Origin of the sequence: Streptomyces sp. NPDC048277, assembly GCF_040652235.1 — a bacterium.
GTDB lineage: Bacteria > Actinomycetota > Actinomycetes > Streptomycetales > Streptomycetaceae > Streptomyces.
Map to the genome: position 1 here is coordinate 543,930 of NZ_JBEZLQ010000002.1, position 22,527 is coordinate 566,456.

Genomic DNA, 22,527 nt, shown 5'->3' on the forward strand with positions numbered 1-22,527 from the left:
TATGGAAATGCCTTGAGCGGTGACAGCGGTGGGTCAGACCCGGATGATCTGCGGGCCCAGCAGGGAGTAGCGGTGGGCCTCGGCGGTGGGCAGCAGGGTGCTGGTCACGATCGCCTCCAGGGCGCCGACCTCGGCGAAGCGGCAGAAGCTGACGGCGCCGAACTTGGTGTGCACGCCCGCGAAGACCGTCCTGCGTGCGGCGCGGATGGCCTGCGCCTTGACCTCGCCGACGGCGGGGTCCGGGGTGGTCAGCCCGTGCTCGCGCGAGATGCCGTTGGCTCCAATGTAGGCGAGATCGAGAACGAAGCCGGCGAGCATCTTCGTCGTCCAGTGGTCGACGGTCGCCAGTGTGCCGGCCCGCACCCGTCCGCCGAGCAGCAGCACCGACATGTTCTCGGCCTCGGCGAGCGCGCCCGCCACCGGCAGTGAGGCAGTGACCACGGTCAGCGGGCGGTCCGTCGGCAGTGCCTCGGCGATGAGCTGCGGGGTGAAGCCCTCGTCGACGAAGACGGTCTCGGCGTCGCCGAGGAGCTCCGCGGCGGCCGACGCGATCCGCCGCTTCTCCGGGACATGGCTGGTCGAGCGGAAGGCGAGCGTGGTCTCGAAGCCGGCGCTCTCGACCGGATACGCGCCCCCGTGGGTACGGCGCACCAGGCCGTGGTCCTCCAGGGAGCGCAGGTCGCGCCGGATGGTCTCCTTGGCCACGCCCAGGGCGTCGGCGAGCGCGGTGACGTCGACGGAGCCCGTGGCGCGCGCGGCCCGCACGATCTCGCGCTGGCGTTCCTCCGCCGTCTTCGTGCTCATCTCGTCACCCACTCCCTTGTGGAAACGCCCGCGGAAACGCCTGTGGAAACGCCTGTGGAAACGCCGTGGAACTGCCCGTTCGGGCCATGCAGCAAGTTCTACAGCGGGGGTGCGAGGCTGACCAGGTCTGTTGCGGGCCCGATGCTGCCCGGGTGTGCCCGTTTGCCGGGCGCGGTGCCCGCCTCGGACCTGCGCGCCTGCCGGGGGAGGGGTGGGAGCGGGCGGCCCGGATGCCCGAATACGACGGCGGGCGGGCCCGTTCGGTGCCCGCCCGCCGTCGTGGCCGACTGTTTTCCGCCGCCTGTGTGTGCCGTTCAGTACGGCCAGATGGGCGGGTCGTTCACGAAGCGGCCGCCCAGGTAGGTGTGGGCCGGGTTCTCCGGGTCCAGCTCGCCGTGCTCGGCGATCAGCTTCCCGGCGTACTGCTCGGAGTCGTCCTGCGGGTCGTAGCCGAGCGCCCGTGCGCTGGTCAGGTCCCACCACAGCCGGGTGTTGGCGGAGGAGCCGTAGACCACGGTGTGGCCGACCTCCTCGGCGGTCAGGGCCGCGTGGAAGAGGCGGGCGCCGTCGGCGGGGCTCATCCACACCGAGAGTCCGCGGACGTCGCTCGGCTCCGGGAAGCAGGAGCCGATGCGCACGGAGACGGTCTCCAGGCCGTGCCGGTCCCAGTACAGCTGGGCGAGGTCCTCGCCGAAGGACTTGGAGAGGCCGTAGAAGGTGTCCGGGCGGTGCGGGGTGTCGACCGGGATCAGCGGGTCGCCCGCGCGCGGGGCCGGGGTGTGGCCGACGGCGTGGTTGGAGGAGGCGAAGACGATCCGCGGCACACCGGCCTCGCGGGCGGCCTCGTACAGGTTGTAGGTGCCCTCGATGTTCGACCGGAGGATCTTCTCGAAGGGGGCCTCCAGGGAGATCCCCGCGAGGTGCAGGACCGCGTCCGCGTCCCGCACGGCCTCGCGCAGGGCCTCCTTGTCGGAGAGGTCGGCGGTGATCGCGTCCGGCTCGCCCTCGATCGGGCGCACGTCGAACAGGCGCAGCTCGTAGCCGTACTCCGGGAGCAGGGACCGCATCAGGGTGCCGAGCCCGCCTGCGGCTCCGGTGAGCAGTAGCGTGCGGGGAGTGGGCATCCACGGTCTCCTTGACTCGGCGCCGGTCGCGTACGTGCCTGATATTCACATTCGTGGACACGCTAGGGAGCTGGGGCGCATCGAGTCAAGTGTGCCGTGGAGTGCGGAAATCCGCTCGGATGTTGGTCGCTTGTCTGCTTGACCGGCCCTCAAGGGGACTCGTAACGTGGTCGCGTTCATGAATATGGACACCGATCAGAGACATGCATCGACAGGGAGCGCCCGTGACGCCAGCCCCTCTCGCCGCCCGGCTTCGTGACCCGCGCGGGCCGCTCTTCTTCCCCGTCACGGCCTACGGCCCCGACGGCTCCCTCGACCTCGACGCCTACCGCGAGCACGTCCGCCGGGGCGTCGAGGCCGGTGCCGCCGCCGTGTTCGCCTGCTGCGGTACCGGGGAGTTCCACGCGCTGCTCCCGGAGGAGTACGAGGCCTGCGTGGGCGCGGCCGTGGCGGCGGCCGAGGGCCGGGTCCCGGTGGTCGCCGGCGCCGGCTACGGCACCGCGCTCGCCGTACGCTACGCGCGTCTCGCCGAGGCCGCGGGCGCCGACGGCCTCCTCGCCATGCCGCCCTATCTGGTGGTCGCCGGCCAGGAGGGACTGCTGCGGCACTACCGTGAGGTGGCCGCGGCGACCGAACTCCCGGTGATCGTCTACCAGCGCGACAACGCGGTGTTCACCCCGCCCACGGTCGTCGAACTCGCCCGCACCGAGGGCATCATCGGCTTCAAGGACGGCCTCGGCGACCTGGACCTGTTGCAGCGCATCGTCAGCGCGGTCCGCACCGAGGTCCCGGGCGACTTCCTCTACTTCAACGGCCTGCCCACCGCCGAGCAGACCCAGCTCGCCTACCAGGCCATCGGCATCACCCTCTACTCCTCGGCCGTCTTCTGCTTCGTCCCGGAGATCGCCCTCGCCTTCCACGCGGCCCTGCGCGAGGGCGACCGGCCGACGCTGGAGCGCCTGCTGGACGGTTTCTACCGCCCGTTCGTCGAACTCCGGGCCCAGGGCCGGGGATACGCCGTCTCGCTGGTCAAGGCGGGCGTACGACTGCGCGGCCTGGACGTCGGCGAGGTCCGCCCCCCGCTGCACGAGCCGAGCGAGGATCATCTGAAGCAGCTCGCTCAACTGATCGAGCGTGGGTACGCGCTGCTGGAGGGGGACGCGTGACGGTGTCCGGAGGAGGACGGTTGAAGGCGTCCGGAGCGGGACGGCTGAAGGTCTCGACGTTCGTCTACCCCTGGGACGTCAACGGGGACCCGGAGGCCCCGGACCGCATCGCCGCGCTCGGCGTGGACCAGGTCACCCTCGCCTCCGCCTACCACTCCACCCGCGCGCTGACCCCCCGCCACCCCCGCCGTCGCATCGTCACCGCCGAACACGCGGCCGTGTACTACCCGATGGACGACGACCGCTGGGCCGGGCGGCAGCTCCGCCCCTGCCCGGCGGGCGACTGGGCCCCAGGCGACGCCTACGGGGAGGCCGCCGAGGCCCTGCACGGCGCCGGCCTGGAGGTCCACACCTGGGTGATCCTCGCCCACAACTCCCGTATGGGCGCCGAGCATCCGGAGACCTCGGTCGTCAACGCCTACGGTGACCGCTACCCCTGGGCCCCCTGTATCGCCCAGCCCGCCACGCGCGCGTACCTGACCGGCCTCGCCGCCGAGGCCGCCGTACGCCCGGGCGCGGCCGGCACCGAACTGGAGTCCCTCGGCTGGTACGGCCTGCAGCACCTGCACGCCCACGACAAGACCGCCGGGGTCGCTCCGGGGGACGCCGGCCAGTACCTGATGGCCCTGTGCTTCTGCCCGGACTGCCGGGCCGGTTACGGCGAACAGGGCCTGGACGCGGACGAGTTGGCGGCCGCCGTCCGGGAGGCCCTGGAGCCGCTGTGGCGGGGCACGGGTGACGACGCCGGCTGGCCGACGGTGGAGAAGCTGCTCGGCGAGCCGGTCGCGGCGGCCACGCGCGCGTGGCGCGACGGCCGGGCCCGCGCACTCCAGGAGGAGGCGGTCACCGCGGTGCGGGCGGCGGCCCCCGCGGGCTTCCAGGTGCTGCTGCACGCCGACCCGGTGCCGTACCACTGCGGCGCCAACGCGGGCGTGGATCCCGCCCATGTGCTGTCGGTCGCGGACGGCGTGGTGGTCCCCTGCGCGGGCGGTACGGCCCTGCTGGCGCCCTTCGCCGAGCACGCGCGCGAGGACACCGTGCTGGCCGCCAACTTCGGCGTGGTCTCCGGGATGGGCGGCAGCCCCGGCACCCTGGCGGCCGACGCGGAACGCGCGCGTGCGCTGGGCGCGACCGAACTGCGGCTGTATCACGCGGGGTTGGCGTCGGACGGCGACCTGGCGGCGGTGCGTGCCGCCCTGCGCTGAGTGAGCGCCCCGGCGGTGGCGAGCAACGCGCCGCCGAGGACCGCCAACAGCACCCGGTGGTCGACGAGTTCGACCAGGGCGGCCCCGACGGTCAGGCCGATCACGTTCGGTGCGAACATCAGCGTGTCGGCGGTCGCGGTCGCCCGCCCCAGCGCGGCGGCCGGGATCTCGCGCTGCACGGCGGTGTAGGCGGCGATCAGCACGCAGGGCAGCCCGAGCCCGCCGGCCAGGCCGCACGCCAGCAGGGACATGTCCCATGGCACGGCCCGCCCGGCCACCGCGACCGCCGTCAGCGCGATGCCGTACGCCGCGAACCGCCGCTCGCCGAGCCGGCGCAGGGCGGGCCCGGAGACCAGGCCGACGGCCACCGAGCCGACGCCCTGCACGGCGTACAGCACGCCGACATAGGCGGGGGAGCGGCCGGCGGCGGCCACGACGGCGTAGTTCAGGCTGCTGCCGAGCGAGGCGAGGCACATCGTGGCGCCGCCGGCGCGGACCAGCGGCCGCAGCACCGGGTGCGCCCACAGCAGACGGGCGCCCTCGACGGTCTGCCGCCGCCAGCTCCCGGCGGCCGGCCCGGGCCGCTCCTCGCGCACCCGGAGCAGCGTGCACACGCCCGCCGCCAGTACGAAGGTCAGCGCGTCCAGCAGCGCCACGCTCGGCCCGCCGTACGCCGTGTACAGCGCGGCGCCGGTCAGCGGGGCGACCAGCTTCATGCCCTCGCGGGCGGTCATCCGCAGCCCGTTGAAGTCGCCGAGGAGGGCGGGGTCGACGGCGGCGGCGACGAGGGCGGAGTTGGCCGCCCCCTCCACGACGCCCGCGGCGCCGTAGAGCAGGAGCACGGTGAAGAGCAGCCAGACGGAGTCGGGGGAGTCGACCGTCCAGAGCGGGAGCAGGAGGACGGCGAGGGCGAGGTTCGTCCAGATCAGCAGGGGCTTGCGGCGGACGCGGTCGGCGAGGGTGCCGAGGGCGGGGCCGAAGAGGGTGGGGGTCCAGAGGGCGGCGGTGCAGAGGGCGGCGAGGCCGTTGGACCCGGTGAGGTCCTTGACCCACACGCCCGACACCAGCCACAGCGCGGAACTGCCGAAGCCGGACACCACGACGCCGGTGAGGTAGAGCGCGGCGTTGCGGTCGCGCAGGAGCCGGGCCACGGACCAGGAGAGGGCTGTCATGCCTGGTCATCGTGGGGCTAAGGCGGGGGTGCGGGGATCGGGAAGGTGCCGTATCCCCGGGGACGGCGGTAGGTTCGCCGCCGCCTGCGCCCTCGGTATGGCGGACCGGCCGGCGTGGGGGCGGGCGCACCGATGAGTTCCGGCGGCCGCTCCGGTCCACCTCCTGAAGACATCGACCGAAGACGGCCATCGAAGATGGCGCCCCAGTCGGCAGGAGGAACCGGAATGACCGGCACGACCATGATCGACCTCGGCCCGCAGGCGAGGATCGTGGCGGCGCTCGCGGAGCGGGTGACGGACGGACACCTGGCCGGGACGACGCCGTGCCCCGCCTACGCGGTCCGGCACCTGCTGGGCCACGTGGCAGGGCTCTCCGTGGCCTTCCGGGACGCGGCCCGCAAGGACCTGGGGCCGACGACCGCCACGCCTCCCGGCACCGTCACGCCCGACATCGGGCCGGGCTGGCGGGCGGAGCTGCCCAAGGCGCTCGACGAACTGGCGGAGGCCTGGCGGGACCCGGACGCGTGGACCGGCATGACGCGTGCGGGCGGGATCGACCTGCCGGGCGGGGTGGCCGGTGCGGTGGCCGCGGACGAACTGGTCGTCCACGGCTGGGACCTGGCCCGGGCCACGGGTCAGCGGTACGTCCCGGACCCGGCCGCGCTGGAGGCGTCGTACGGCTTCCTGAGGATGGCGGCGCAGGGCGAACGCGGCCCGTTCGGGCCCGTCGTGCCGGTGCCGGAGGGGGCGCCGTTGCTGGACCGGACGGTGGGGCTGAGCGGCCGGGATCCGGGGTGGAAGCCGTAAGGGGACGCCGTGGAGGAACCGGAACGGTGAGCGGGCGGGGACCCGTATCCGTACTCTCCTCGCCATGCCACTGAGCCTCACCGTCCTCGGTACCGCCTCTCCGCACCCCCGTCCGGGCCGCCCGTGCTCCGGCTATCTGCTGCGTGGTGGGGGCGCCGAGGTATGGGTGGACGCGGGGACCGGCACCTTCGCGGAGTTGCAGCGGCACACGGATCCCGCACGGCTCACGGCGATCTGGATCTCGCACCTGCACGCGGACCACAGCGCGGATCTACTGGCCGCCGCGTACGCGTACGCCTTCGGCGGGATGACACCGGCCGCCCCGATCCCGGTGTACGCGCCGCAGGAGTGCGCACAGCGGCTGGCGAGCTTCTTCGGCCGACCGGATCTGGGCTTCCTGGGCGGGGTGTTCGACTTCCGGCCGCTCTACGACGGCCATGTCGTCCAGCACTGGAACCTGCGGCTCGGCGCCCGCGCGGTCGCGCACGGCACCGAGGCGTACGGGTTGCGCGCCGAGTGCCAGGGGAGCGTCCTCGCGTACTCCGGGGACAGCGGACCGTGCGACGCCCTGCGGGAACTCGCCACCCGGGCGGACGTGTTCCTGTGCGAGGCCGACCTCGACGAGCATCGCGATGGCGAACAGGTGCATCTGACGCCGGAGGACGCGGGGCTGGTCGCCCGGGAGGCGGGGGCACGGGAGCTGCTGATCACCCATGTGGGGCCGGCGCTCACGAGGGAGATGGCGGCGGCCCGGGCGGGTGTGGTGTTCGGGCGGGGGACGGCGGTGGCCCGGGAGGGCGAGGCGCGGGGCTTCTGAACCGGCCGGGAGCTGTCCCGTGAGCGTCACTCCGGGGCGGCTGGGCCGGGGTTCGGGAACCCTCCGCGGCGAAGCCGCGATCCGGCGCCCTCCTGACGGCGGGGATCAGGTCCCCGACCCGTGGCCCGTGCGTAACCGTCCAAGGCCCGGTGGCCGCCCTCGACGTCCTCGTCGATCCGTACCGGGACGAACGGCGCGGGGGTGATGTCCGGCCGTGAGGCGCCTCGCGGCAATTCCCTGCGGGGAATGGCCCGGGGTCCGCCGCCGCCGTTACAACAGGCCCGTGGACTTCCCCAGCGCGCTTCGCGATCGTCGTGCCCGCCGTCGGCTCAGCCAGCTCGACCTGGCGCTGCGGGCGGGCACCACCCAGCGGTACCTCAGCTTCGTCGAGTCCGGCAGATCCGTCCCCGGCCGGAACATGGTCGTACGCCTGGCCGAGTCGCTGGAACTGCCGTTGCGGGAGCGCAACGAGCTGCTGCTCGCCGCCGGGTACGCGCCCGTCTACCCCGAAAGCCCTCTGGACGATCCGGTGCTGGCCCCCGTGCGCACGGCGATCGACCACATCCTCCGCGGGCATCTGCCGTATCCGGCGCTGGTCGTGGACCGCGGCGGTGACCTGATCGCCGCGAACACCGCGTTCGACCTGATCACCGAGGGCGCGGCCGCCGAGCTGGTGGGCCCGGGCACGAACGTCTACCGTCTTGCGCTGCACCCCGACGGTCTGGCGCCCCGCATCCACAACCTCGCCGAATGGGCGCGGCACATCCTGGCCCGCCTCGGCCACCTGGAGGAGCTGCGTGCCGAGCTCGCCGGGTACGTGCCCGAACTGGAGCCGTCCGCCGGCGCACTGGGTTTCGCCGTCCCGCTCCGCCTGCGGTCCTCGTACGGAGAGCTGCGCCTGATGACGACCGTGACGACCTTCGCCACCGCCGTCGACGTGACACTCGCCGAGCTCAAGCTGGAGGCGTTCCTGCCGGCCGACCCGGCGACGGCCGAGGCGCTCTCGGCCGCCGCCGGGTCCGCTTCCGCCGGTCAGGCCCCCGGGAACATGTAGTCGGTCTTGATCCGGCCGTCGTCGTCGAGCACGAGAACCTCCAGGCCGCCGCCCACGACGTCACCGGTTCCGGCGGACACCGTGTCCCAGCCGAACCTGACCACGCCGTTGAGGCGTACCGCGTCGCCGCGCGGCCGAAAAGTGAAGCCCATCTTCTCGACGAACCGCTCGTAGCTCCGTGTCACCCGGGTCTCGATGGCGTCGTAGCCCTGGGCCTCCAGAGTCGTGTGGTCGAAGCCGAGTTCCGCGGCGATCTCCCGGATCGCCGCGGGCGGCTGGAGGACGTGGGTGGCGTCCTCGGCCCACAACCGCTCGATGGCCGCGCGGCGTCCGGCGGCGTCCGGCACGGTCCACTGGGCCAGGTAGCGGTCGGCCAGGCACTGCGCGTCGATCTCGATCATGTACGTCTCCTTGCCGGCGGGTCGTTGCGCACCAGAGCCTGCGGCGCGCGGCCGCGACCGGCAATTCCCGGCAGGGAATGGACACCACCTTTGTCAGAAGCATTGACGAAACACAGCCGTCCTCCTACCTTCATCCGCGTCGTACTTCGTACGTCATATATGAGACGCGATACGCGAGATCAGATACGTCAGATCAGGTCCCCGGACCTGGTACGTGACCCCGAGAGGCGCGCATGACCTCTGTGCCCATGCCGATCCCGTCCCGCACGCAGTTCGTGCTGGACGCGATCAAACACCGCATACTGACCGGGCAGCTGACGCCCGGTCAGGCCCTGGTGGAGACCGAGCTCGCCGCGCAGTTCGGGGTGTCCAAGACCCCCGTGAGAGAGGCGCTCAAGACCCTGGCCGGGACCGGGCTGGTCGTGATGAGCCAGTACAAGGGCGTCACGGTGCGCATGGTGGACGCGGACATGGCACGCGAGGTGTACGACGTACGGCTGCTTCTCGAACCCGAGGCACTCCGGCGGGCGGTGCGGCGCGGCGCCTCCCTCGACGCCGCCCGCGACGCCCTCACCCGCGCCGACGACGCCACCGACACCGCCGAACGCTCCCTCGCCAACCGGGACTTCCACCGCGCCCTCTACTCCCCGTGCGGCAACCCGCTCCTCGGCCGGATGCTCGACGAGGTCCGCGACCAGGCCGCCCTCGTCTCCGCCGTGGCCTGGGCCGCGTCCCCCTCCTGGGAGCGTGAGGCCGACGAGCACCGCGAGATCCTCCGGCTCGCCCTCGCGGGAGACGCCGACGGCGCAGCCCGTGCCCTGCACGGTCACATCGCGTCCTTCGTCGAGCGCGCGTACCCCGAAGCCCAGGCAAAGGAAGGACAGGAATGAGCAGCGTGGCGTTCGAGACCCAACGTGCGGCCCTGGCCGACGTCGTGGCCATCCCGGTGACCCCCTTCGCCGAGGACGGCAGCGTCGACCGGACCGCCCACCGGGCCCTGCTGCGCCGCCTCGTCGACGGCGGGATCCGCACCCTCACCCCCAACGGCAACACCGGCGAGTTCTACGCCCTCACCCCCCAGGAGCGGCAGCTCGTCACCGAGTTGACCCTCGAAGAGGCCGGGGAGCGGGCCACGATCCTGGTCGGCGTCGGGCACGACGTGCCGACCGCCGTCGCCTCCGCCCGGTACGCCCGTGAACGCGGTGCGCAGATGGTCATGGTCCATCAGCCCGTCCACCCGTACGTCTCGCAGTCCGGCTGGGTCGACTACCACCGCGCCATCGCCGAGTCCGTCCCCGAGCTCGGGGTCGTCCCCTACGTCCGCAACGCCCAGCTCCCCGGCGCCCGCCTCGCCGAACTCGCCGACGCCTGCCCCAACGTGATCGGCGTCAAGTACGCCGTCCCCGACGCCGCCAAGTTCGCCGCGTTCGCCCGTGACGCGGGGCTCGACCGGTTCGTCTGGGTCGCCGGACTCGCCGAGCCCTACGCACCCTCCTACTTCTCGGCCGGCGCCACCGGCTTCACCTCCGGTCTCGTGAACGTCGCCCCGGCCGTTTCGCTGAACATGATCGAAGCGCTTCGATCCGGCGACTACCCGGCCGCCATGAAGATCTGGGAACAGATCCGCCGCTTCGAGGAACTCCGCGCCGCCAACGGCTCCGCCGACAACGTCACCGTCGTCAAGGAGGCCCTCGCCTCCCTCGGCCTGTGCCGCCGCGACGTCCGCCCGCCCAGCAGGCAACTGCCCGAGGAAGAGCGCGCCGAGGTCGCCGCCATCGCCGCCGGATGGTCGATATGAACGCACCCGACACGCACACCCCCCGCAAGAAGCCCGAGGAACTGCGCAGCCACCAGTGGTACGGCACCGACGGCCTCCGCTCCTTCAGCCACCGCGCCCGTACCCGCCAGCTCGGCTACCTCCCCGAGGAGCACCTCGGCAAGCCCGTCATCGCGATCCTCAACACCTGGTCGGACATCAATCCCTGTCATGTGCACCTCCGTGACCGGGCGCAGGCCGTCAAGCGGGGCGTCTGGCAGGCGGGCGGTTTCCCGCTGGAGTTCCCGGTCTCCACCCTCTCCGAGACCTTCCAGAAGCCGACCCCGATGCTCTACCGCAACCTGCTCTCCATGGAGACCGAGGAACTGCTGCGGTCGTATCCCGTGGACGGCGCCGTCCTCATGGGCGGCTGCGACAAGTCCACCCCGGCCCTCCTCATGGGCGCCGCCACCGTCGACCTGCCCACCGTCTTCGTGCCCGCAGGACCCATGCTCCCCGGCCACTGGCGGGGCGAGGTCCTCGGCTCCGGCACCGACATGTGGAAGTACTGGGACGACAAGCGCGCCGGTCTGATCGGCGACTGCGAGATGGCGGAGCTGGAGAGCGGACTCGCCCGTTCGCCCGGGCACTGCATGACCATGGGCACGGCCTCCACGCTTACCGCCGCCGCCGAGGCCCTCGGGGTCACGGTCCCGGGCGCGTCGAGCATCCCGGCCGTCGACTCGGGGCACGACCGGATGGCCGCCGCGGCGGGGATGCGGATCGTCGACCTCGTCCACCAGGACCGGCGGCTCTCCCAACTACTGACCCCCGACGCCTTCGAGGACGCGGTGACGACCGTCCTCGGGCTCGGCGGCTCCACCAACGCCGTCATCCACCTCATCGCCATGGCCGGCCGCGCCGGTGTCCGCCTCACCCTCGACGACTTCGACCGCATCGCCCGCACCGTGCCCGTCCTCGCCAACGTCCGGCCCGGCGGACAGACCTACCTCATGGAGGACTTCCACTTCGCGGGCGGCCTCCCCGGCTTCCTCTCCCGCATCCCCGACCTGCTCCACCTCGACCGGCCCACGGTGTCGTACGACACCTACCGCGAGCAGCTCGCGAGCGCCCAGGTGCACAACGACGACGTCATCAGGCCCCGGGACAACCCGGTCGCGAACGAGGGCGGGGTCGCCGTGCTGCGCGGCAACCTCTGCCCGGACGGCGCCGTCATCAAGCACATCGCCGCCGAGCCGCACCTGCTCAAGCACACCGGCCGGGCCGTCGTCTTCGACGACTACCGGACCATGCAGCGCACCATCAACGACCCCGCCCTCGGCATCACCGCCGACAGCGTGCTCGTGCTGCGCAACGCCGGGCCCAAGGGCGGCCCCGGCATGCCCGAGTACGGCATGCTGCCCATCCCCGACCACCTCCTCAGGCAGGGCGTCCGGGACATGGTGCGGATCTCCGACGCCCGCATGAGCGGCACGAGTTACGGCGCCTGCGTCCTGCACATCGCGCCCGAGTCGTACATCGGCGGGCCGCTCGCCCTCGTCCGCACCGGGGACTCCATCACCCTGGACGTCGAGGCCCGCACCCTCCGGCTCGACGTGGACGACGAGGAGCTGGCGCGCCGCAGGGCGCGGTGGACCCCGCCGCCCGCGCGGTACGAGCGCGGTTACGGCGCGCTCTACGACCAGCAGATCACCCAGGCCGACACCGGCTGCGACTTCGAGTTCCTGGCCCGGCCCGGAGAAGTCCCGGACCCGTACGCGGGCTGACCACCCCCCTTTGACGACGATCGTCGAAGCGCTTCAACCGCGTGCATCGAGCAAGCGCTTCCTGCACTCCCTGTAAGTGTCTGACTGCGAACGGAGAACAAGGTCATGGCCCAAGCCGCAGCCGTGGCGAAACCGCCCGCGCCACCCCGGCGGCGCCGTGCCTCCGCGACACCGCGCAGGCTGCCGTATCTGCTGATCGCCCCGGCGGCCCTGCTGATGCTGGGCTTCATCGCCTACCCGGTGCTCAGCGTCTTCTACTACAGCCTGCAGAACTACAACCCGACCAAGCCCTGGCGGAACGGCTTCGCGGGACTCGGCAACTTCACGCAGGCCTTCGCCCACGACCCGCAGTTCTGGGACACGCTGACCTTCAGCGCCAAGTGGGTCGTGGTGGAAGTCGGGCTGCAGCTGCTGTTCGGGCTCGGGCTCGCGCTGATCGTCAACCAGACCTTCGTGGGGCGGGCGTTGGGGCGCGCCCTGGTCTTCTCGCCGTGGGCCGTCTCCGGTGTGCTGACCTCCGCGATCTGGGTGCTGCTCTACAACTCCCAGACGGGCATCACGCGTTATCTCGCCGACGCGGGGATCGGGTCGTACGGAACCAGCTGGCTGTCGGACACCTCGACCGTCTTTCCGGCGGCGGTGGTCGCCGATCTCTGGCGGGGCGTGCCCTTCTTCGCGATCCTCATCCTCGCCGACCTCCAGTCCGTGTCGAAGGACCTGTACGAGGCCGCCGAGGTCGACGGGGCGAGCCGGCTCAAGCAGTTCTGGCACATCACACTGCCGCACCTGAAGGACGCCATCGTCCTGTCCACGCTGCTGCGCGCGGTGTGGGAGTTCAACAACGTCGACCTGCTCTACACCCTGACCGGAGGCGGTCCCGCGGGGGAGACGACGACCCTTCCCCTCTACATCGCCAACACCAGCGTCGACGCCCACAACTTCGGCTACGCCTCGGCGCTGACCACCGTGGCGTTCGTGATCCTGCTCTTCTGCTCGGTCGTCTACCTGCGGCTGAGCAAGTTCGGAGGCGAGACGAAGTGATCACCGAGATCGCCCCCACCGAGGAGAACCGCGTGGCCGCCGCGCCCGCCCGGCCGGGGAAGAGGCGCCGCGCCTGGGACGAGGTCCCCCGCTGGCAGATCTACCTCCCGCTGGGGATCTACCTCCTGTTCACCCTCGTCCCCTTCTACTGGATCCTGCTCTTCGCCCTCCGCCCGGCCGGTTCCACCTCCCTCGTCCCCTGGCCGGTCACCTTCGACCACTTCCAGAAGGTGTGGACCGAGCGCAGCTTCGGCACCTACTTCACCAACAGCGTCTACGTCGGCGTCGCGACCCTGGTGCTGACCACGGTCGTCGCGCTGGCCGGCGGCTACGCCCTCGCCCGCTTCGACTTCAGGCTCAAGCGCGGCTTCATGCTGGCCCTGCTCTGCTCCCAGTTCGTGCCGGGCGCGCTGCTCCTGGTCCCGCTCTTCCAGATCTTCGCCAACCTGCGGATGATCAACTCCCTGGGCAGCGTCATCATCGCCGAGACGGTCTTCCAGCTCCCGCTGTCGATGATCCTGATCAGCGGCTTCATCCGGAACGTGCCCTACTCCCTGGAGGAGGCAGCCTGGGTCGACGGCTGCAACCGGCTCACCGCCTTCCGGATCGTCGTGCTCCCGCTGCTGCGGCCCGGACTGATCGCGGTCGGCTCCTTCGCCTTCGTGCACGCCTGGAACCACTTCCTGTTCGCCCTGATGTTCCTCTCCGACCAGAGCAAGCAGACCATCCCGGTCGGCCTCAACACCCTGATGAGCGCGGACAGCGTCGACCTGGGCGCACTGGCTGCGGGCGGCATCATCGCCGCCGTACCGGTCGTGATCGTCTTCGCCTTCATCCAGAAGTGGCTGATCACCGGCTTCAGCGCGGGGGCGGTGAAGGGATGAGACACCTCCCCGTTTCCGCAGGCCGGACGCTTACCCTGCACGCAAAGATCGACAGCGCAGGGAGGATGCCATGAGCACCAGGAGTATCGACATCGTTCTGGCGGGAGCGCGCGGCCACGGCCGCTGGCACCTGGAGAACATCCGGCGACTCCAGGAGAAGGGGGTCGTACGGCTCGCCGGGATCTGCGAGCTGACCCCGCTGGGCCCGGACGAACTGCCGGAGGGCCTCGGCGAGCCCGCCCAGTCCGCCGACTTCGGTGGGCTCCTCGACTCGACCGGCGCCGGGATCGCCGTGATCTGCACGCCGATCCCCACCCACACCGACCTGGCCCTGACGGCCGCCGAGCGGGGCGTGCACCTGCTGCTGGAGAAGCCGCCGGCGCCGTCGTACGCGGAGTTCCGGCGGATGGCCGACGGGGTCGCCAAGGCGGGCGTGGTCTGCCAGATCGGCTTCCAGTCGCTGGGCTCGCACGCCGTGCCCGCGATCCGGAAGCTGATCGGGGAGGGCGCGATCGGCGACGTGGTGGGGGTGGGCGGCGCGGGCGCCTGGGCCCGGGCCGAGTCCTACTACCGGCGCGCGCCCTGGGCGGGCAAGCGCCGTCTGAACGGCGTCGACGTCGTCGACGGCGTCCTCACCAACCCCCTCGCGCACGCCGTCGCCACCGGCCTCGCCCTGCTCGGCACCACCCACGCCGAGGACGTCACCGGCATCGAGACCGAGTTGCTGCGTGCCAACGACATCGAGTCCGACGACACCTCCTGCGTCCGCGTCAGCACCCCGCGCGGCCCGGTCACGGTGGCCGCCACGCTCTGCGCCGAGGAACCGGGGGACCCGTATGTCCTCGTCCACGGCGACAGCGGCCGGATCACCTTCTGGTACAAGCAGGACCGGGTGCTGGTGCAGCGGGCGGGCCACGGTCCGCAGGAGATCGAGTACGGCAGTACGGACCTGCTGGAGAACCTCGTCGACCACCTCATCACGGGCGCCGAGCTGCTGGTCGAGCCGGACGCGACCGGCGCCTTCATGAAGGTCGTCGAGGCGATTCGGCTGGCCGACGACCCGGTCGCACTGCCCGCCGGCACCTGGCGCTTCCTGCCCGAGGAGGACCGCCGGGTCGTGACCGGCATCGACGGCCTGGTCGCGGCCGCCGCCGACACCCTCGCCCTCTACTCCGAGCTGAGCGCCCCCTGGGCCCCGCCGAAAGAGGTGAGCACATGACGGACAGCCAGACGAACGGGCTGCTGCTGAAGGTGGCCGGGCGGCCGGTGGGCCGCTATGTGACGTACCACCGGCTCCCCGCCCGGCTCTCCCCGCGCCCCTACCTCCACCCCGTCACCACCCTGGCCGGCACGGCGGTCACCGAGCTGACCCCCGCCGACCACACCCACCACCTCGGCGTCGGTGTCGCCGTTCCCGACGTCGAGGGGCACAACTTCTGGGGCGGGCGGACCTACGTCCGGGACCAGGGGCCGACCGAGCTGGACGACCACGGCACCCAGCGCCATGTGGCCTTCCAGCTCAGCGACCCGGACGGCTTCGTGGAGGAGCTGCGCTGGGCCGTCGCCGGGGCGGACCTGCTGCGCGAGCGGCGCACCGTCGCGGCCACCGAACTCACCGACACGGCCTGGGCGTTGGACTTCACCTTCTCCCTCACCAACGTCACCGGCGGCCCGCTCTCGATCGGCAGCCCCGCCACCAACGGACGCCCCGGCGCGGCCTACGGCGGCTACTTCTGGCGGGCCCGCAAGGAGGCCGCCGCGCCGGACGCCTTCACGGCGGACCGGGAGGGCGAGGAGGCGGTGCACGGCAGCCGCGCCGACTGGCTGGCGCTGGCCGGCACCGACTGGACGCTGGTCTTCGCCGGGGCCACCGAGGACACCCGCCGTGACCCCTGGTTCGTCCGCACTGCCGAGTACCCGGGCGTCGGCTCCTCGCTGGCCCACGACGAGCGGTTGCCGATCCCTCCCCCACAGCCCGAAAGGCGTGGGAGGTGCCCCCATGGCGAGACCGTCGTACGCCGGATCGTCACCGTCGTCGCCGACGGCCGCCTCGGGCGCGGTGAGGCGGCCGCACTGGTCCGCAAGGCGGTGACCCAGTGACGACGTACACCAACCCGATTCTCGACGCCGACTGGTCCGACCCCGACGTCGTCCGCGTGGGCGACGACTTCTACCTCACCGCGTCCAGCTTCGGCCGGGTCCCCGGACTGCCCCTGCTGCACTCCCGCGACCTCGTCAACTGGACCCTGGTCGGCCACGCCCTCGAACGTCTCGAACCCGAGCAGCAGTTCACCACCCCGCGCCACGACTGCGGTGTCTGGGCACCCTCGTTACGGCATCACGACGACCGCTTCTGGATCTTCTGGGGCGACCCCGACCAGGGCATCTTCCAGGTCAACGCCCCGCAGATCAGGGGACCTTGGAGCCGCCCGCACCTGGTGAAGGAGGGCCGGGGACTGATCGACCCCTGCCCCCTGTGGGACGACGAGACCGGCGAGGCGTACCTCGTGCACGCCTGGGCCAGGTCCCGCTCCGGGATCAGCAACCGGCTCACCGGCCACCGTATGCACCCCGACGGCACCTCGCTCCTCGACGCCGGCAAGACCATCGTCGACGGGGACCGCATCCCCGGCTGGTTCACCCTCGAAGGACCCAAGCTCTACCAGCACGGCGGCTGGTTCTGGATCCTCGCCCCCGCCGGGGGAGTGGAGACCGGCTGGCAGGGCGCCCTGCGCGCACGCGGGTTCTTCGGGCCGTACGCGGAACGGATCGTCCTGGAGCAGCGGGACACCGACGTCAACGGGCCGCACCAGGGCGGCTGGGTGCGGACCCAGGGCGGCGAGGACTGGTTCCTGCACTTCCAGCAGCGGGGGGCGTACGGCCGGGTGGTGCACCTCCAGCCGATGCGCTGGGGTGCGGACGGATGGCCGGTGATCGGGGACGACGGCGCGCCCGTCGCCGTACACCCGAGGCCCGGTCTGCCGGCGCAGCCGCCCGCCGCGCCCGCCACCGACGACGACTTCCCCGGCGGGCGGTTCGGACGGCAGTGGCAGTGGACGGCCAATCCCGGTGCGGGCTGGGCCACCCAGCACTCGGGGGACGGGCTGCGGCTGGCGTGCGTGCGCTCGGGGGACGCGCACGATCTGCGGCGACTGCCGCATGTGCTGACCCAGCGGCTGCCCGGGATGCCGTGTGTGGTGGAGGTCGAACTGCGGCTGGACAGCCCGGAGTCCGGTGCGCGGGCGGGGCTCGCGGTGCTGGGGGACGCGTTCGGCTGGATCGGGCTGGAGTGCGGGCCGGACGGGTCCGCGCGACTGGTGCACCGGTTCGCCGTGGCCGCCGCCGACCGGGAACGGGACGCCTCGCGGGGCTGCCCGGCGCCCCGGGGACGGGCCCGGCTGCGGATCGAGATCGGCGCGGGGGCGCGGTGCCGGTTCTCGTACGACGTGGGGGCGGGGTTCGTGCCCTCCGGACCGGTGTTCGCCGCCACGCCCTGGCGCTGGGTCGGCGCCCTGCTCGGCCTCTTCGCCGTCGCGCCCGAGGGGCCGGGCCCCGCCGGGGCGGCCACCTTCACGCAGTTCCGGATCAGCGCCAGGTAGTCCGCACTCCTGTGGGGAGCCGCAATGCCGCATCACCGTAGCAAGCGCTTGCCGACGACACCTCCGCACACCTTCACGAGTTCATTGGATCCAGAAGAAGAGAGCCGACCGATGAAGAGCAGCATCCGCAGAAGCAGGCGCGCGGCCGTCGCCGTCGCCCTGGGCTCCGTGCTCGCGCTGACCGCCACCGCCTGCGGCGACGACGGCAGCGGCAGCGCGGGGGACAAGGGCAACGAGGGCTCCGGCAAGGGCACGATCACCTTCTGGGACAACAACGGCGGTGTCCGCACCGATGTCTGGAAGCAGATCATCGCCGACTTCGAGAAGCAGAACCCCGACATCAAGGTCAAGTACGTCGGTGTGCCCGCCGCCAGTGTCCAGTCCAAGTACGACACCGCCATCCAGGGCGGCGGACTGCCCGACGTCGGCGGGGTCGGCACCGCGATGCTCGCGGAGGTCGCCGCGCAGGGCGCCCTGGAGCCGCTGGACAGCCGGCTCGCCAAGAGCTCGCTGAACGGCAAGCTCAACGACAAGTTCCTGGAGAGCGTCAAGGCCGCCGGTGGCGACGGCAAGACCTACTCCGTGCCGACCTCCGCGAACAACGGCACGCTCTGGTACCGGACCGATCTGTTCGGTGCGGCCAAGCTGGACGCGCCGACCACCTGGACGAAGTTCTACACGGCCGCCGACAAACTCACCGACACGGCGAAGAACCGGTTCGGGTACACGATCCGGGGCGGGGAGGGGTCCATCGCCCAGGCGCTGGACGCCACTTACGGGCAGAGCGGGATCACCTCGTTCTGGAACGGCGACAAGACCACGGTCAACGACCCGAAGAACGTGGCCGCGCTGGAGAAGTACATCGGGCTGTACAAGAAGGACACCCCGTCCGCCGACGTCAACAACGACTTCACCAAGATGGTCGCGCAGTGGGACTCCGGCACGATCGGGATGCTGAGCCACAACCTCGGTTCCTACGCCGACCACGAGAAATCGCTGAGCGGGAAGTTCAAGGGGATTCCGAATCCGACCCTCGACGACGGGACCCGGGTACAGGTCTCCAACCCGGTCGACGGCCTAGGGCTGTTCAAGTCCGGCAAGAACAAGGCCGCCGCCTGGAAGTTCATCGAGTTCGCGGCTTCGCACGAGGCCAACAGCGAGTGGAACGAGTCGGCGGGGCAGGTGCCGGCGAACAACGAGGCGGCGCAGGACTCGTGGGTCCAGGCGTCGGAGCCGACGAAGCTGGCTGCCGAGGCGCTGAACGGGGCCACGACGAAGATCGTGCAGCTTCCTTATTACCTGCCCGACTGGAACACCATTTCCAAGGCCGACAACGAGCCGAACTTCCAGAAGGTGCTGCTCGGGAAGATGACGGCGAAGGAGTTCCTGGACACGTTGGCCGATCAGATCGACAAGGCGCAGGCGGACTGGAAGGCCCATCACTGAGAGCTCGGGTGGTTTCGGTTGTGGGGGGCTGCCGGTTGGTTGTGGCTGGTCGCGCAGTTCCCCGCGCCCCTGAAGAACCTGAAAGGTGGACCCTCGTGTCACTCACCCGTAGGCAGGTCGCAGTGGCCGGCCTCGCCGCCGTTCCTCTCGTCGGGCGTTCTCCCGAGAAAAACCGGCGCACCCTCTATATCGCCGGTGATTCCACCGCCGCCCAGAAATACGCCGACGAGGCTCCGGAGACCGGGTGGGGCATGGCTCTTCCCTTCTTCCTCCGGAAGGACGTCTCCGTCTCCAACCAAGCGGTGAACGGCCGGAGTTCCAAGAGCTTCGTCGACGAAGGGCGGCTCGACGCCATCCTCGCCACCGTCCGGCCGCACGATCTGCTTCTCGTCCAGTTCGCGCACAACGACGAGAAGAGCGCCGATCCGACGCGGTACACCGAGCCCTGGACGACGTACCAGCAGTATCTGCGGATGTACGTCGACGGTGCCCGCGCGCGCGGTGCGCGGCCCGTGCTCGCCACCCCGGTCGAGCGCCGCAGATTCGACGCGGACGGCAACGCCGTGCCGACCCACGGCGACTATCCGGCGGCGATGCGTGCGCTCGCCGCGCAGGAAGGGGTCGCGCTGCTCGACATCGAGGCGCTGTCGCTCGCGCTGTGGCAGTCGCTCGGGGTCGAGGCGACCAAGACGTACTTCAACTGGACCGCCACCGAGCAGGACAACACGCACTTCAACCCGCCGGGGGCCATCGCCGTGGCCCGGCTCGTGGCGCAGGAGCTGCTGCGCACCCGGGTGCTGTCCCGGCACGACGTCATCCGGCTGCACAAGGACATCCCCACCTCCTGGATCACCTGGCCACCCGCAAGCTGAGGAGACCCGCACAGTGATTGCACAGAAATGTCATGGACGCGTCATAGTGGCGGTCGTGGGCTGCACGGCTCTCGTGCTGGCCGTGACCGGGAACGCCCAGGCCGCCGCCCCCCACCGGGTCGCGCCCGACCGGCAGGTGCTGGCCGCGAACGACGGCTGGGGCGCGGCCGGCACCGGGACCACCGGCGGGTCCGCCGCCGACTCCGCGCACGTCTACACCGTCACCACCTGGGACGAGTTCAAGGCCGCCCTCGCCGACGGCGGCAGCGCGCCGAAGATCGTCAGAGTGGTGGGGACCATCGACGCCGACGGGCCCAGCTGCGACTCCTTCGCCGCGCCCGGCTACGACTTCGGCGCCTACCTCGCCAAGTACTCACCCGAGGCCTGGGGACACTCCACCAACCTCGACAACGAGCCCGATGACAGCCCGGAGGGGCTGCGCCGCGCCTCCGAGGCCAACCAGGACGCGTACATCAAGGCCTACGTCCCGGCCAACACCACCATCGTCGGCATCGGCAAGGACGCCGGCTTCAAGGGCGCCAGCCTGCAGATCAAGGCCGTCGACAACGTCATCGTCCGCAACCTGAGCTTCGAGAGCCCCCTCGACTGCTTCCCGCAGTGGGACCCGACCGACACCGCCGACGGCAACTGGAACTCCGAGTACGACAGCGCGGTGATCTACGGGTCCACGCATGTGTGGATGGATCACAACACCTTCACCGACGGAGACCACCCCGACAGCACGCTGCCCTACTACTTCGGGCGGATCTACGAACAGCACGACGGTGAGCTGGACATCGTCAAGGGCGCCGACTACGTCACCGCCTCCTGGAACGTCTTCGAGGACCACGACAAGACGATCCTCATCGGCAACAGCGACAGCGCGTCCACCGCCGCCGTCGACCGGGGGCATCTCAAGGTCACCTTCCACCACAACCTGTTCTCCAACCTGGTGGAGCGGGCCCCGCGGGTGCGGTTCGGGCAGGTCGACTCCTACAACAACCACTTCGTCGCCGAGGACGGCTACGGCTACAGCTACGGCATCGGCATGGAGTCCCAACTCGTCGCCGAGCACAACGCGTTCACCCTCGCGGACGGGATCAGCACCGGCACGATCCTGAAGAAGTGGAAGGAGGCGCCGCTCACCGCCGACGACAACTACGTCAACGGCGAGCTGACCGACCTCATCGCCGTCCACAACACCGAGGTCCCCGGCGAGATCCTCCAGACCGGCGCCGGCTGGACCCCGACCCTGCGCACGAAGATCGACCCGGCGCAGGACGTGCCGCGCATCGTCGACTGTGGCGCGGGCGCCGGCCGGCTGCGCTGACACCCGCCGGGGCCGGGGCACTTCGCGTCCCGGCCCCCACCCCCCATGGCAAAGGACGTACCGCCACCCCCTCTTTCTGTCCATCGCCAAGGAGCACCCGCATGTCCTCGCCCCACCTTCCCCTGTCCAGACGGGGTTTCCTCCTCGCGAGCGCCGGGGCGGGCGCCGCGCTCGGCCTGGCCGCCCTGCCCGCGCACGCCACCGGCGGGCCGCGCCCCTTCGGGCGGTACGGCTCGCCGGAGCACCGCCTCACCCCGGGGACCCTGTACGTCGACCCGTACGGGCGCGGTGACCTCACCACCGTCCAGGCCGCCGTCAGCGCCGCCACCGGCAGCGGCCGGACCCTGGTCCTCGCCCCGGGCGTCTACCGGGAGACGGTCGCCGTCGACGTCACCCGCACCGAGGCCACCTGGATCGGCGCCTCCGAGAACCCGCGCGACGTCGTCATCGTCTACGACAACGCGGCCGGCACCCCCAAGCCCGGCGGCGGGACGTACGGCACCACCGGCTCCGCCACCGCCACCGTGCAGGGTGACGGCTTCACCGCCCGCTGGATCACCTTCGCCAACGACTGGCTGCGCGCCGACCACCCGGACATCACCGGGACCCAGGCCGTCGCCCTCAAGGTGCAGGGCGACCGCAGCGCCTTCCACCACTGCCGGTTCCTCGGCCATCAGGACACCCTGTACGCCGACTCGACGGCCCTCGGCGTCTTCGCCCGGCAGTACTTCGCGCACTGCTATGCCGAGGGGGACGTCGACTTCGTCTTCGGACGGGCGAGGGCGGTGTACGAGGGGTGCCACTTCCGCACCCTGGACCGGACCGACCTGGCGGCCCCTCCGTACGGGTTCGTCCTCGCGCCGTCGACGGCGGGTGCCAACCCGTACGGCTACCTGGTCAGCAGGAGCCGGATCAGCAGCGCGGCTCCGGACGCCGCCTACAAGCTGGCCCGGCCCTGGGTGCCCAGCTCCGACACCACCGCCCGGCCCTCGCTCGTCGTCCGCGACTCCTGGCTCGGCCCCGGCATCGACGCCGTCGCCCCCTACACCGACATGTCGGCGAGCTTTCCCTGGCAGAACCAGCGTTTCGCCGAGTACCGCAACCTCGGCCCGGGCGCCGAGATCACCGTCGCCGAGAACCGGCCCCAACTCACCGACGAGCAGGCCGAGTCCGCGACCAGGGAGACCTACCTCGGCGACTGGACCCCCTGGAAGGAGTGCTGACGTGCCGACCCGACGCGCACTGCTCGCCGCCGGAGCCGC

General features: G+C 71.5%; 21 protein-coding genes. 17 read left to right on the forward strand and 4 right to left on the reverse strand.

All coding sequences use genetic code 11. The annotated features are described in order from the left end of the window. Window positions 1-33: 33 nt before the first annotated feature. On the reverse strand, window positions 34-804 hold the full coding sequence (locus AB0D85_RS07160; RefSeq protein WP_362314819.1) for a DeoR/GlpR family DNA-binding transcription regulator: 771 nt from the start codon (window positions 802-804) through the stop codon (window positions 34-36). Window positions 805-1,118: 314 nt separating this feature from the next. Beyond that, window positions 1,119-1,928, reverse strand: a complete 810-nt coding sequence (locus tag AB0D85_RS07165) for an NAD(P)-dependent oxidoreductase (RefSeq protein ID WP_362314822.1) — start codon at window positions 1,926-1,928, stop codon at window positions 1,119-1,121. A 224-nt stretch (window positions 1,929-2,152) separates the two neighbouring features. Between AB0D85_RS07165 and AB0D85_RS07170 the strand changes: the two genes are divergently transcribed. Together AB0D85_RS07170 and AB0D85_RS07175 are read left to right on the forward strand one after the other, a co-directional pair. Next, entirely contained in the window at window positions 2,153-3,094 is a 942-nt protein-coding gene (locus AB0D85_RS07170) for a 5-dehydro-4-deoxyglucarate dehydratase (RefSeq protein WP_362314825.1), read from the forward strand. 44 nt (window positions 3,095-3,138) lie between these two features. After that, window positions 3,139-4,299, forward strand: a complete 1,161-nt coding sequence (locus AB0D85_RS07175; protein WP_362315237.1) for a hypothetical protein — start codon at window positions 3,139-3,141, stop codon at window positions 4,297-4,299. Here AB0D85_RS07175 and AB0D85_RS07180 read toward each other — a convergent pair. Then, on the reverse strand, window positions 4,242-5,471 hold the full coding sequence (locus AB0D85_RS07180; protein WP_362314827.1) for an MFS transporter: 1,230 nt from the start codon (window positions 5,469-5,471) through the stop codon (window positions 4,242-4,244). The two genes, AB0D85_RS07175 and AB0D85_RS07180, sit on opposite strands and share 58 nt — an antisense overlap. A gap of 225 nt (window positions 5,472-5,696) precedes the next feature. Here AB0D85_RS07180 and AB0D85_RS07185 point away from each other — a divergent pair, with 225 nt between their 5' ends. The 3 genes from AB0D85_RS07185 (at window position 5,697) to AB0D85_RS07195 (ending at window position 8,149) form a co-directional block, all read left to right on the forward strand. Then, entirely contained in the window at window positions 5,697-6,278 is a 582-nt protein-coding gene (locus tag AB0D85_RS07185) for a TIGR03086 family metal-binding protein (protein WP_362314830.1), read from the forward strand. A 64-nt stretch (window positions 6,279-6,342) separates the two neighbouring features. Continuing rightward, window positions 6,343-7,095 carry an MBL fold metallo-hydrolase gene (locus AB0D85_RS07190; RefSeq protein WP_362314832.1) on the forward strand — a complete coding sequence of 251 codons (753 nt, stop codon included), beginning with the start codon at window positions 6,343-6,345 and terminating at the stop codon, window positions 7,093-7,095. A 283-nt stretch (window positions 7,096-7,378) separates the two neighbouring features. Next, complete coding sequence (locus AB0D85_RS07195) at window positions 7,379-8,149, forward strand: helix-turn-helix domain-containing protein (protein ID WP_362314835.1); 771 nt, start codon at window positions 7,379-7,381, stop codon at window positions 8,147-8,149. Here AB0D85_RS07195 and AB0D85_RS07200 read toward each other — a convergent pair. Then, a complete protein-coding gene (locus tag AB0D85_RS07200) occupies window positions 8,128-8,550 on the reverse strand; it encodes a hypothetical protein (RefSeq protein ID WP_362314837.1) in 423 nt (140 codons plus the stop codon). The genes AB0D85_RS07195 and AB0D85_RS07200 overlap by 22 nt on opposite strands. A gap of 233 nt (window positions 8,551-8,783) precedes the next feature. On the opposite strand from AB0D85_RS07200, the gene AB0D85_RS07205 reads away from it, so the two are divergent. The 12 genes from AB0D85_RS07205 (at window position 8,784) to AB0D85_RS07260 (ending at window position 22,488) form a co-directional block, all read left to right on the forward strand. Next, window positions 8,784-9,440: a GntR family transcriptional regulator gene (locus AB0D85_RS07205; protein ID WP_362314839.1), complete on the forward strand. Its 657-nt coding sequence runs from the start codon at window positions 8,784-8,786 to the stop codon at window positions 9,438-9,440. Next, on the forward strand, window positions 9,437-10,348 hold the full coding sequence (locus AB0D85_RS07210; protein ID WP_362314841.1) for a dihydrodipicolinate synthase family protein: 912 nt from the start codon (window positions 9,437-9,439) through the stop codon (window positions 10,346-10,348). The genes AB0D85_RS07205 and AB0D85_RS07210 overlap by 4 nt, the downstream gene beginning before the upstream one ends. Continuing rightward, window positions 10,345-12,093 carry an L-arabinonate dehydratase gene (araD, locus tag AB0D85_RS07215; RefSeq protein WP_362314844.1) on the forward strand — a complete coding sequence of 583 codons (1,749 nt, stop codon included), beginning with the start codon at window positions 10,345-10,347 and terminating at the stop codon, window positions 12,091-12,093. The genes AB0D85_RS07210 and araD overlap by 4 nt, the downstream gene beginning before the upstream one ends. Before the next feature lie 105 nt (window positions 12,094-12,198). Further along, the gene (locus tag AB0D85_RS07220; protein ID WP_362314847.1) at window positions 12,199-13,134 is read left to right on the forward strand and encodes a sugar ABC transporter permease; all 936 of its coding nucleotides are present in this window, start codon (window positions 12,199-12,201) and stop codon (window positions 13,132-13,134) included. After that, window positions 13,131-14,018, forward strand: a complete 888-nt coding sequence (locus AB0D85_RS07225) for a carbohydrate ABC transporter permease (protein ID WP_362314850.1) — start codon at window positions 13,131-13,133, stop codon at window positions 14,016-14,018. The genes AB0D85_RS07220 and AB0D85_RS07225 overlap by 4 nt, the downstream gene beginning before the upstream one ends. A 70-nt stretch (window positions 14,019-14,088) precedes the next feature. After that, the gene (locus AB0D85_RS07230; RefSeq protein WP_362314853.1) at window positions 14,089-15,237 is read left to right on the forward strand and encodes a Gfo/Idh/MocA family oxidoreductase; all 1,149 of its coding nucleotides are present in this window, start codon (window positions 14,089-14,091) and stop codon (window positions 15,235-15,237) included. Next, window positions 15,234-16,118: a PmoA family protein gene (locus tag AB0D85_RS07235; RefSeq protein WP_362314856.1), complete on the forward strand. Its 885-nt coding sequence runs from the start codon at window positions 15,234-15,236 to the stop codon at window positions 16,116-16,118. The genes AB0D85_RS07230 and AB0D85_RS07235 overlap by 4 nt, the downstream gene beginning before the upstream one ends. Further along, window positions 16,115-17,617: a family 43 glycosylhydrolase gene (locus AB0D85_RS07240; protein WP_362314859.1), complete on the forward strand. Its 1,503-nt coding sequence runs from the start codon at window positions 16,115-16,117 to the stop codon at window positions 17,615-17,617. The genes AB0D85_RS07235 and AB0D85_RS07240 overlap by 4 nt, the downstream gene beginning before the upstream one ends. A 111-nt stretch (window positions 17,618-17,728) precedes the next feature. Further along, the gene (locus AB0D85_RS07245) at window positions 17,729-19,063 is read left to right on the forward strand and encodes a sugar ABC transporter substrate-binding protein (protein ID WP_362314862.1); all 1,335 of its coding nucleotides are present in this window, start codon (window positions 17,729-17,731) and stop codon (window positions 19,061-19,063) included. Between the two features lie 95 nt (window positions 19,064-19,158). Continuing rightward, entirely contained in the window at window positions 19,159-19,935 is a 777-nt protein-coding gene (locus tag AB0D85_RS07250; protein WP_362314864.1) for a rhamnogalacturonan acetylesterase, read from the forward strand. 55 nt (window positions 19,936-19,990) lie between these two features. Continuing rightward, window positions 19,991-21,265: a pectate lyase gene (locus tag AB0D85_RS07255; RefSeq protein ID WP_362314867.1), complete on the forward strand. Its 1,275-nt coding sequence runs from the start codon at window positions 19,991-19,993 to the stop codon at window positions 21,263-21,265. A 101-nt stretch (window positions 21,266-21,366) separates the two neighbouring features. After that, window positions 21,367-22,488, forward strand: coding sequence for a pectinesterase family protein (locus tag AB0D85_RS07260; RefSeq protein ID WP_362314870.1), 1,122 nt, complete (start codon window positions 21,367-21,369; stop codon window positions 22,486-22,488). Window positions 22,489-22,527: the final 39 nt, after the last annotated feature.

What these genes read in the sequence shown, in the direction of transcription:
- AB0D85_RS07205 (WP_362314839.1), top strand. Translation starts at nt 8,784, where the DNA reads ATGACCTCTGTGCCCATGCCGATCCCGTCCCGCACGCAGTTCGTGCTG.
- AB0D85_RS07200 (WP_362314837.1), bottom strand. Translation starts at nt 8,550, where the DNA reads ATGATCGAGATCGACGCGCAGTGCCTGGCCGACCGCTACCTGGCCCAG.
- araD (WP_362314844.1), top strand. Translation starts at nt 10,345, where the DNA reads ATGAACGCACCCGACACGCACACCCCCCGCAAGAAGCCCGAGGAACTG.
- AB0D85_RS07180 (WP_362314827.1), bottom strand. Translation starts at nt 5,471, where the DNA reads ATGACAGCCCTCTCCTGGTCCGTGGCCCGGCTCCTGCGCGACCGCAAC.
- AB0D85_RS07160 (WP_362314819.1), bottom strand. Translation starts at nt 804, where the DNA reads ATGAGCACGAAGACGGCGGAGGAACGCCAGCGCGAGATCGTGCGGGCC.
- AB0D85_RS07235 (WP_362314856.1), top strand. Translation starts at nt 15,234, where the DNA reads ATGACGGACAGCCAGACGAACGGGCTGCTGCTGAAGGTGGCCGGGCGG.
- AB0D85_RS07210 (WP_362314841.1), top strand. Translation starts at nt 9,437, where the DNA reads ATGAGCAGCGTGGCGTTCGAGACCCAACGTGCGGCCCTGGCCGACGTC.
- AB0D85_RS07190 (WP_362314832.1), top strand. Translation starts at nt 6,343, where the DNA reads ATGCCACTGAGCCTCACCGTCCTCGGTACCGCCTCTCCGCACCCCCGT.
- AB0D85_RS07220 (WP_362314847.1), top strand. Translation starts at nt 12,199, where the DNA reads ATGGCCCAAGCCGCAGCCGTGGCGAAACCGCCCGCGCCACCCCGGCGG.
- AB0D85_RS07245 (WP_362314862.1), top strand. Translation starts at nt 17,729, where the DNA reads ATGAAGAGCAGCATCCGCAGAAGCAGGCGCGCGGCCGTCGCCGTCGCC.
- AB0D85_RS07165 (WP_362314822.1), bottom strand. Translation starts at nt 1,928, where the DNA reads ATGCCCACTCCCCGCACGCTACTGCTCACCGGAGCCGCAGGCGGGCTC.
- AB0D85_RS07185 (WP_362314830.1), top strand. Translation starts at nt 5,697, where the DNA reads ATGACCGGCACGACCATGATCGACCTCGGCCCGCAGGCGAGGATCGTG.
- AB0D85_RS07260 (WP_362314870.1), top strand. Translation starts at nt 21,367, where the DNA reads ATGTCCTCGCCCCACCTTCCCCTGTCCAGACGGGGTTTCCTCCTCGCG.
- AB0D85_RS07230 (WP_362314853.1), top strand. Translation starts at nt 14,089, where the DNA reads ATGAGCACCAGGAGTATCGACATCGTTCTGGCGGGAGCGCGCGGCCAC.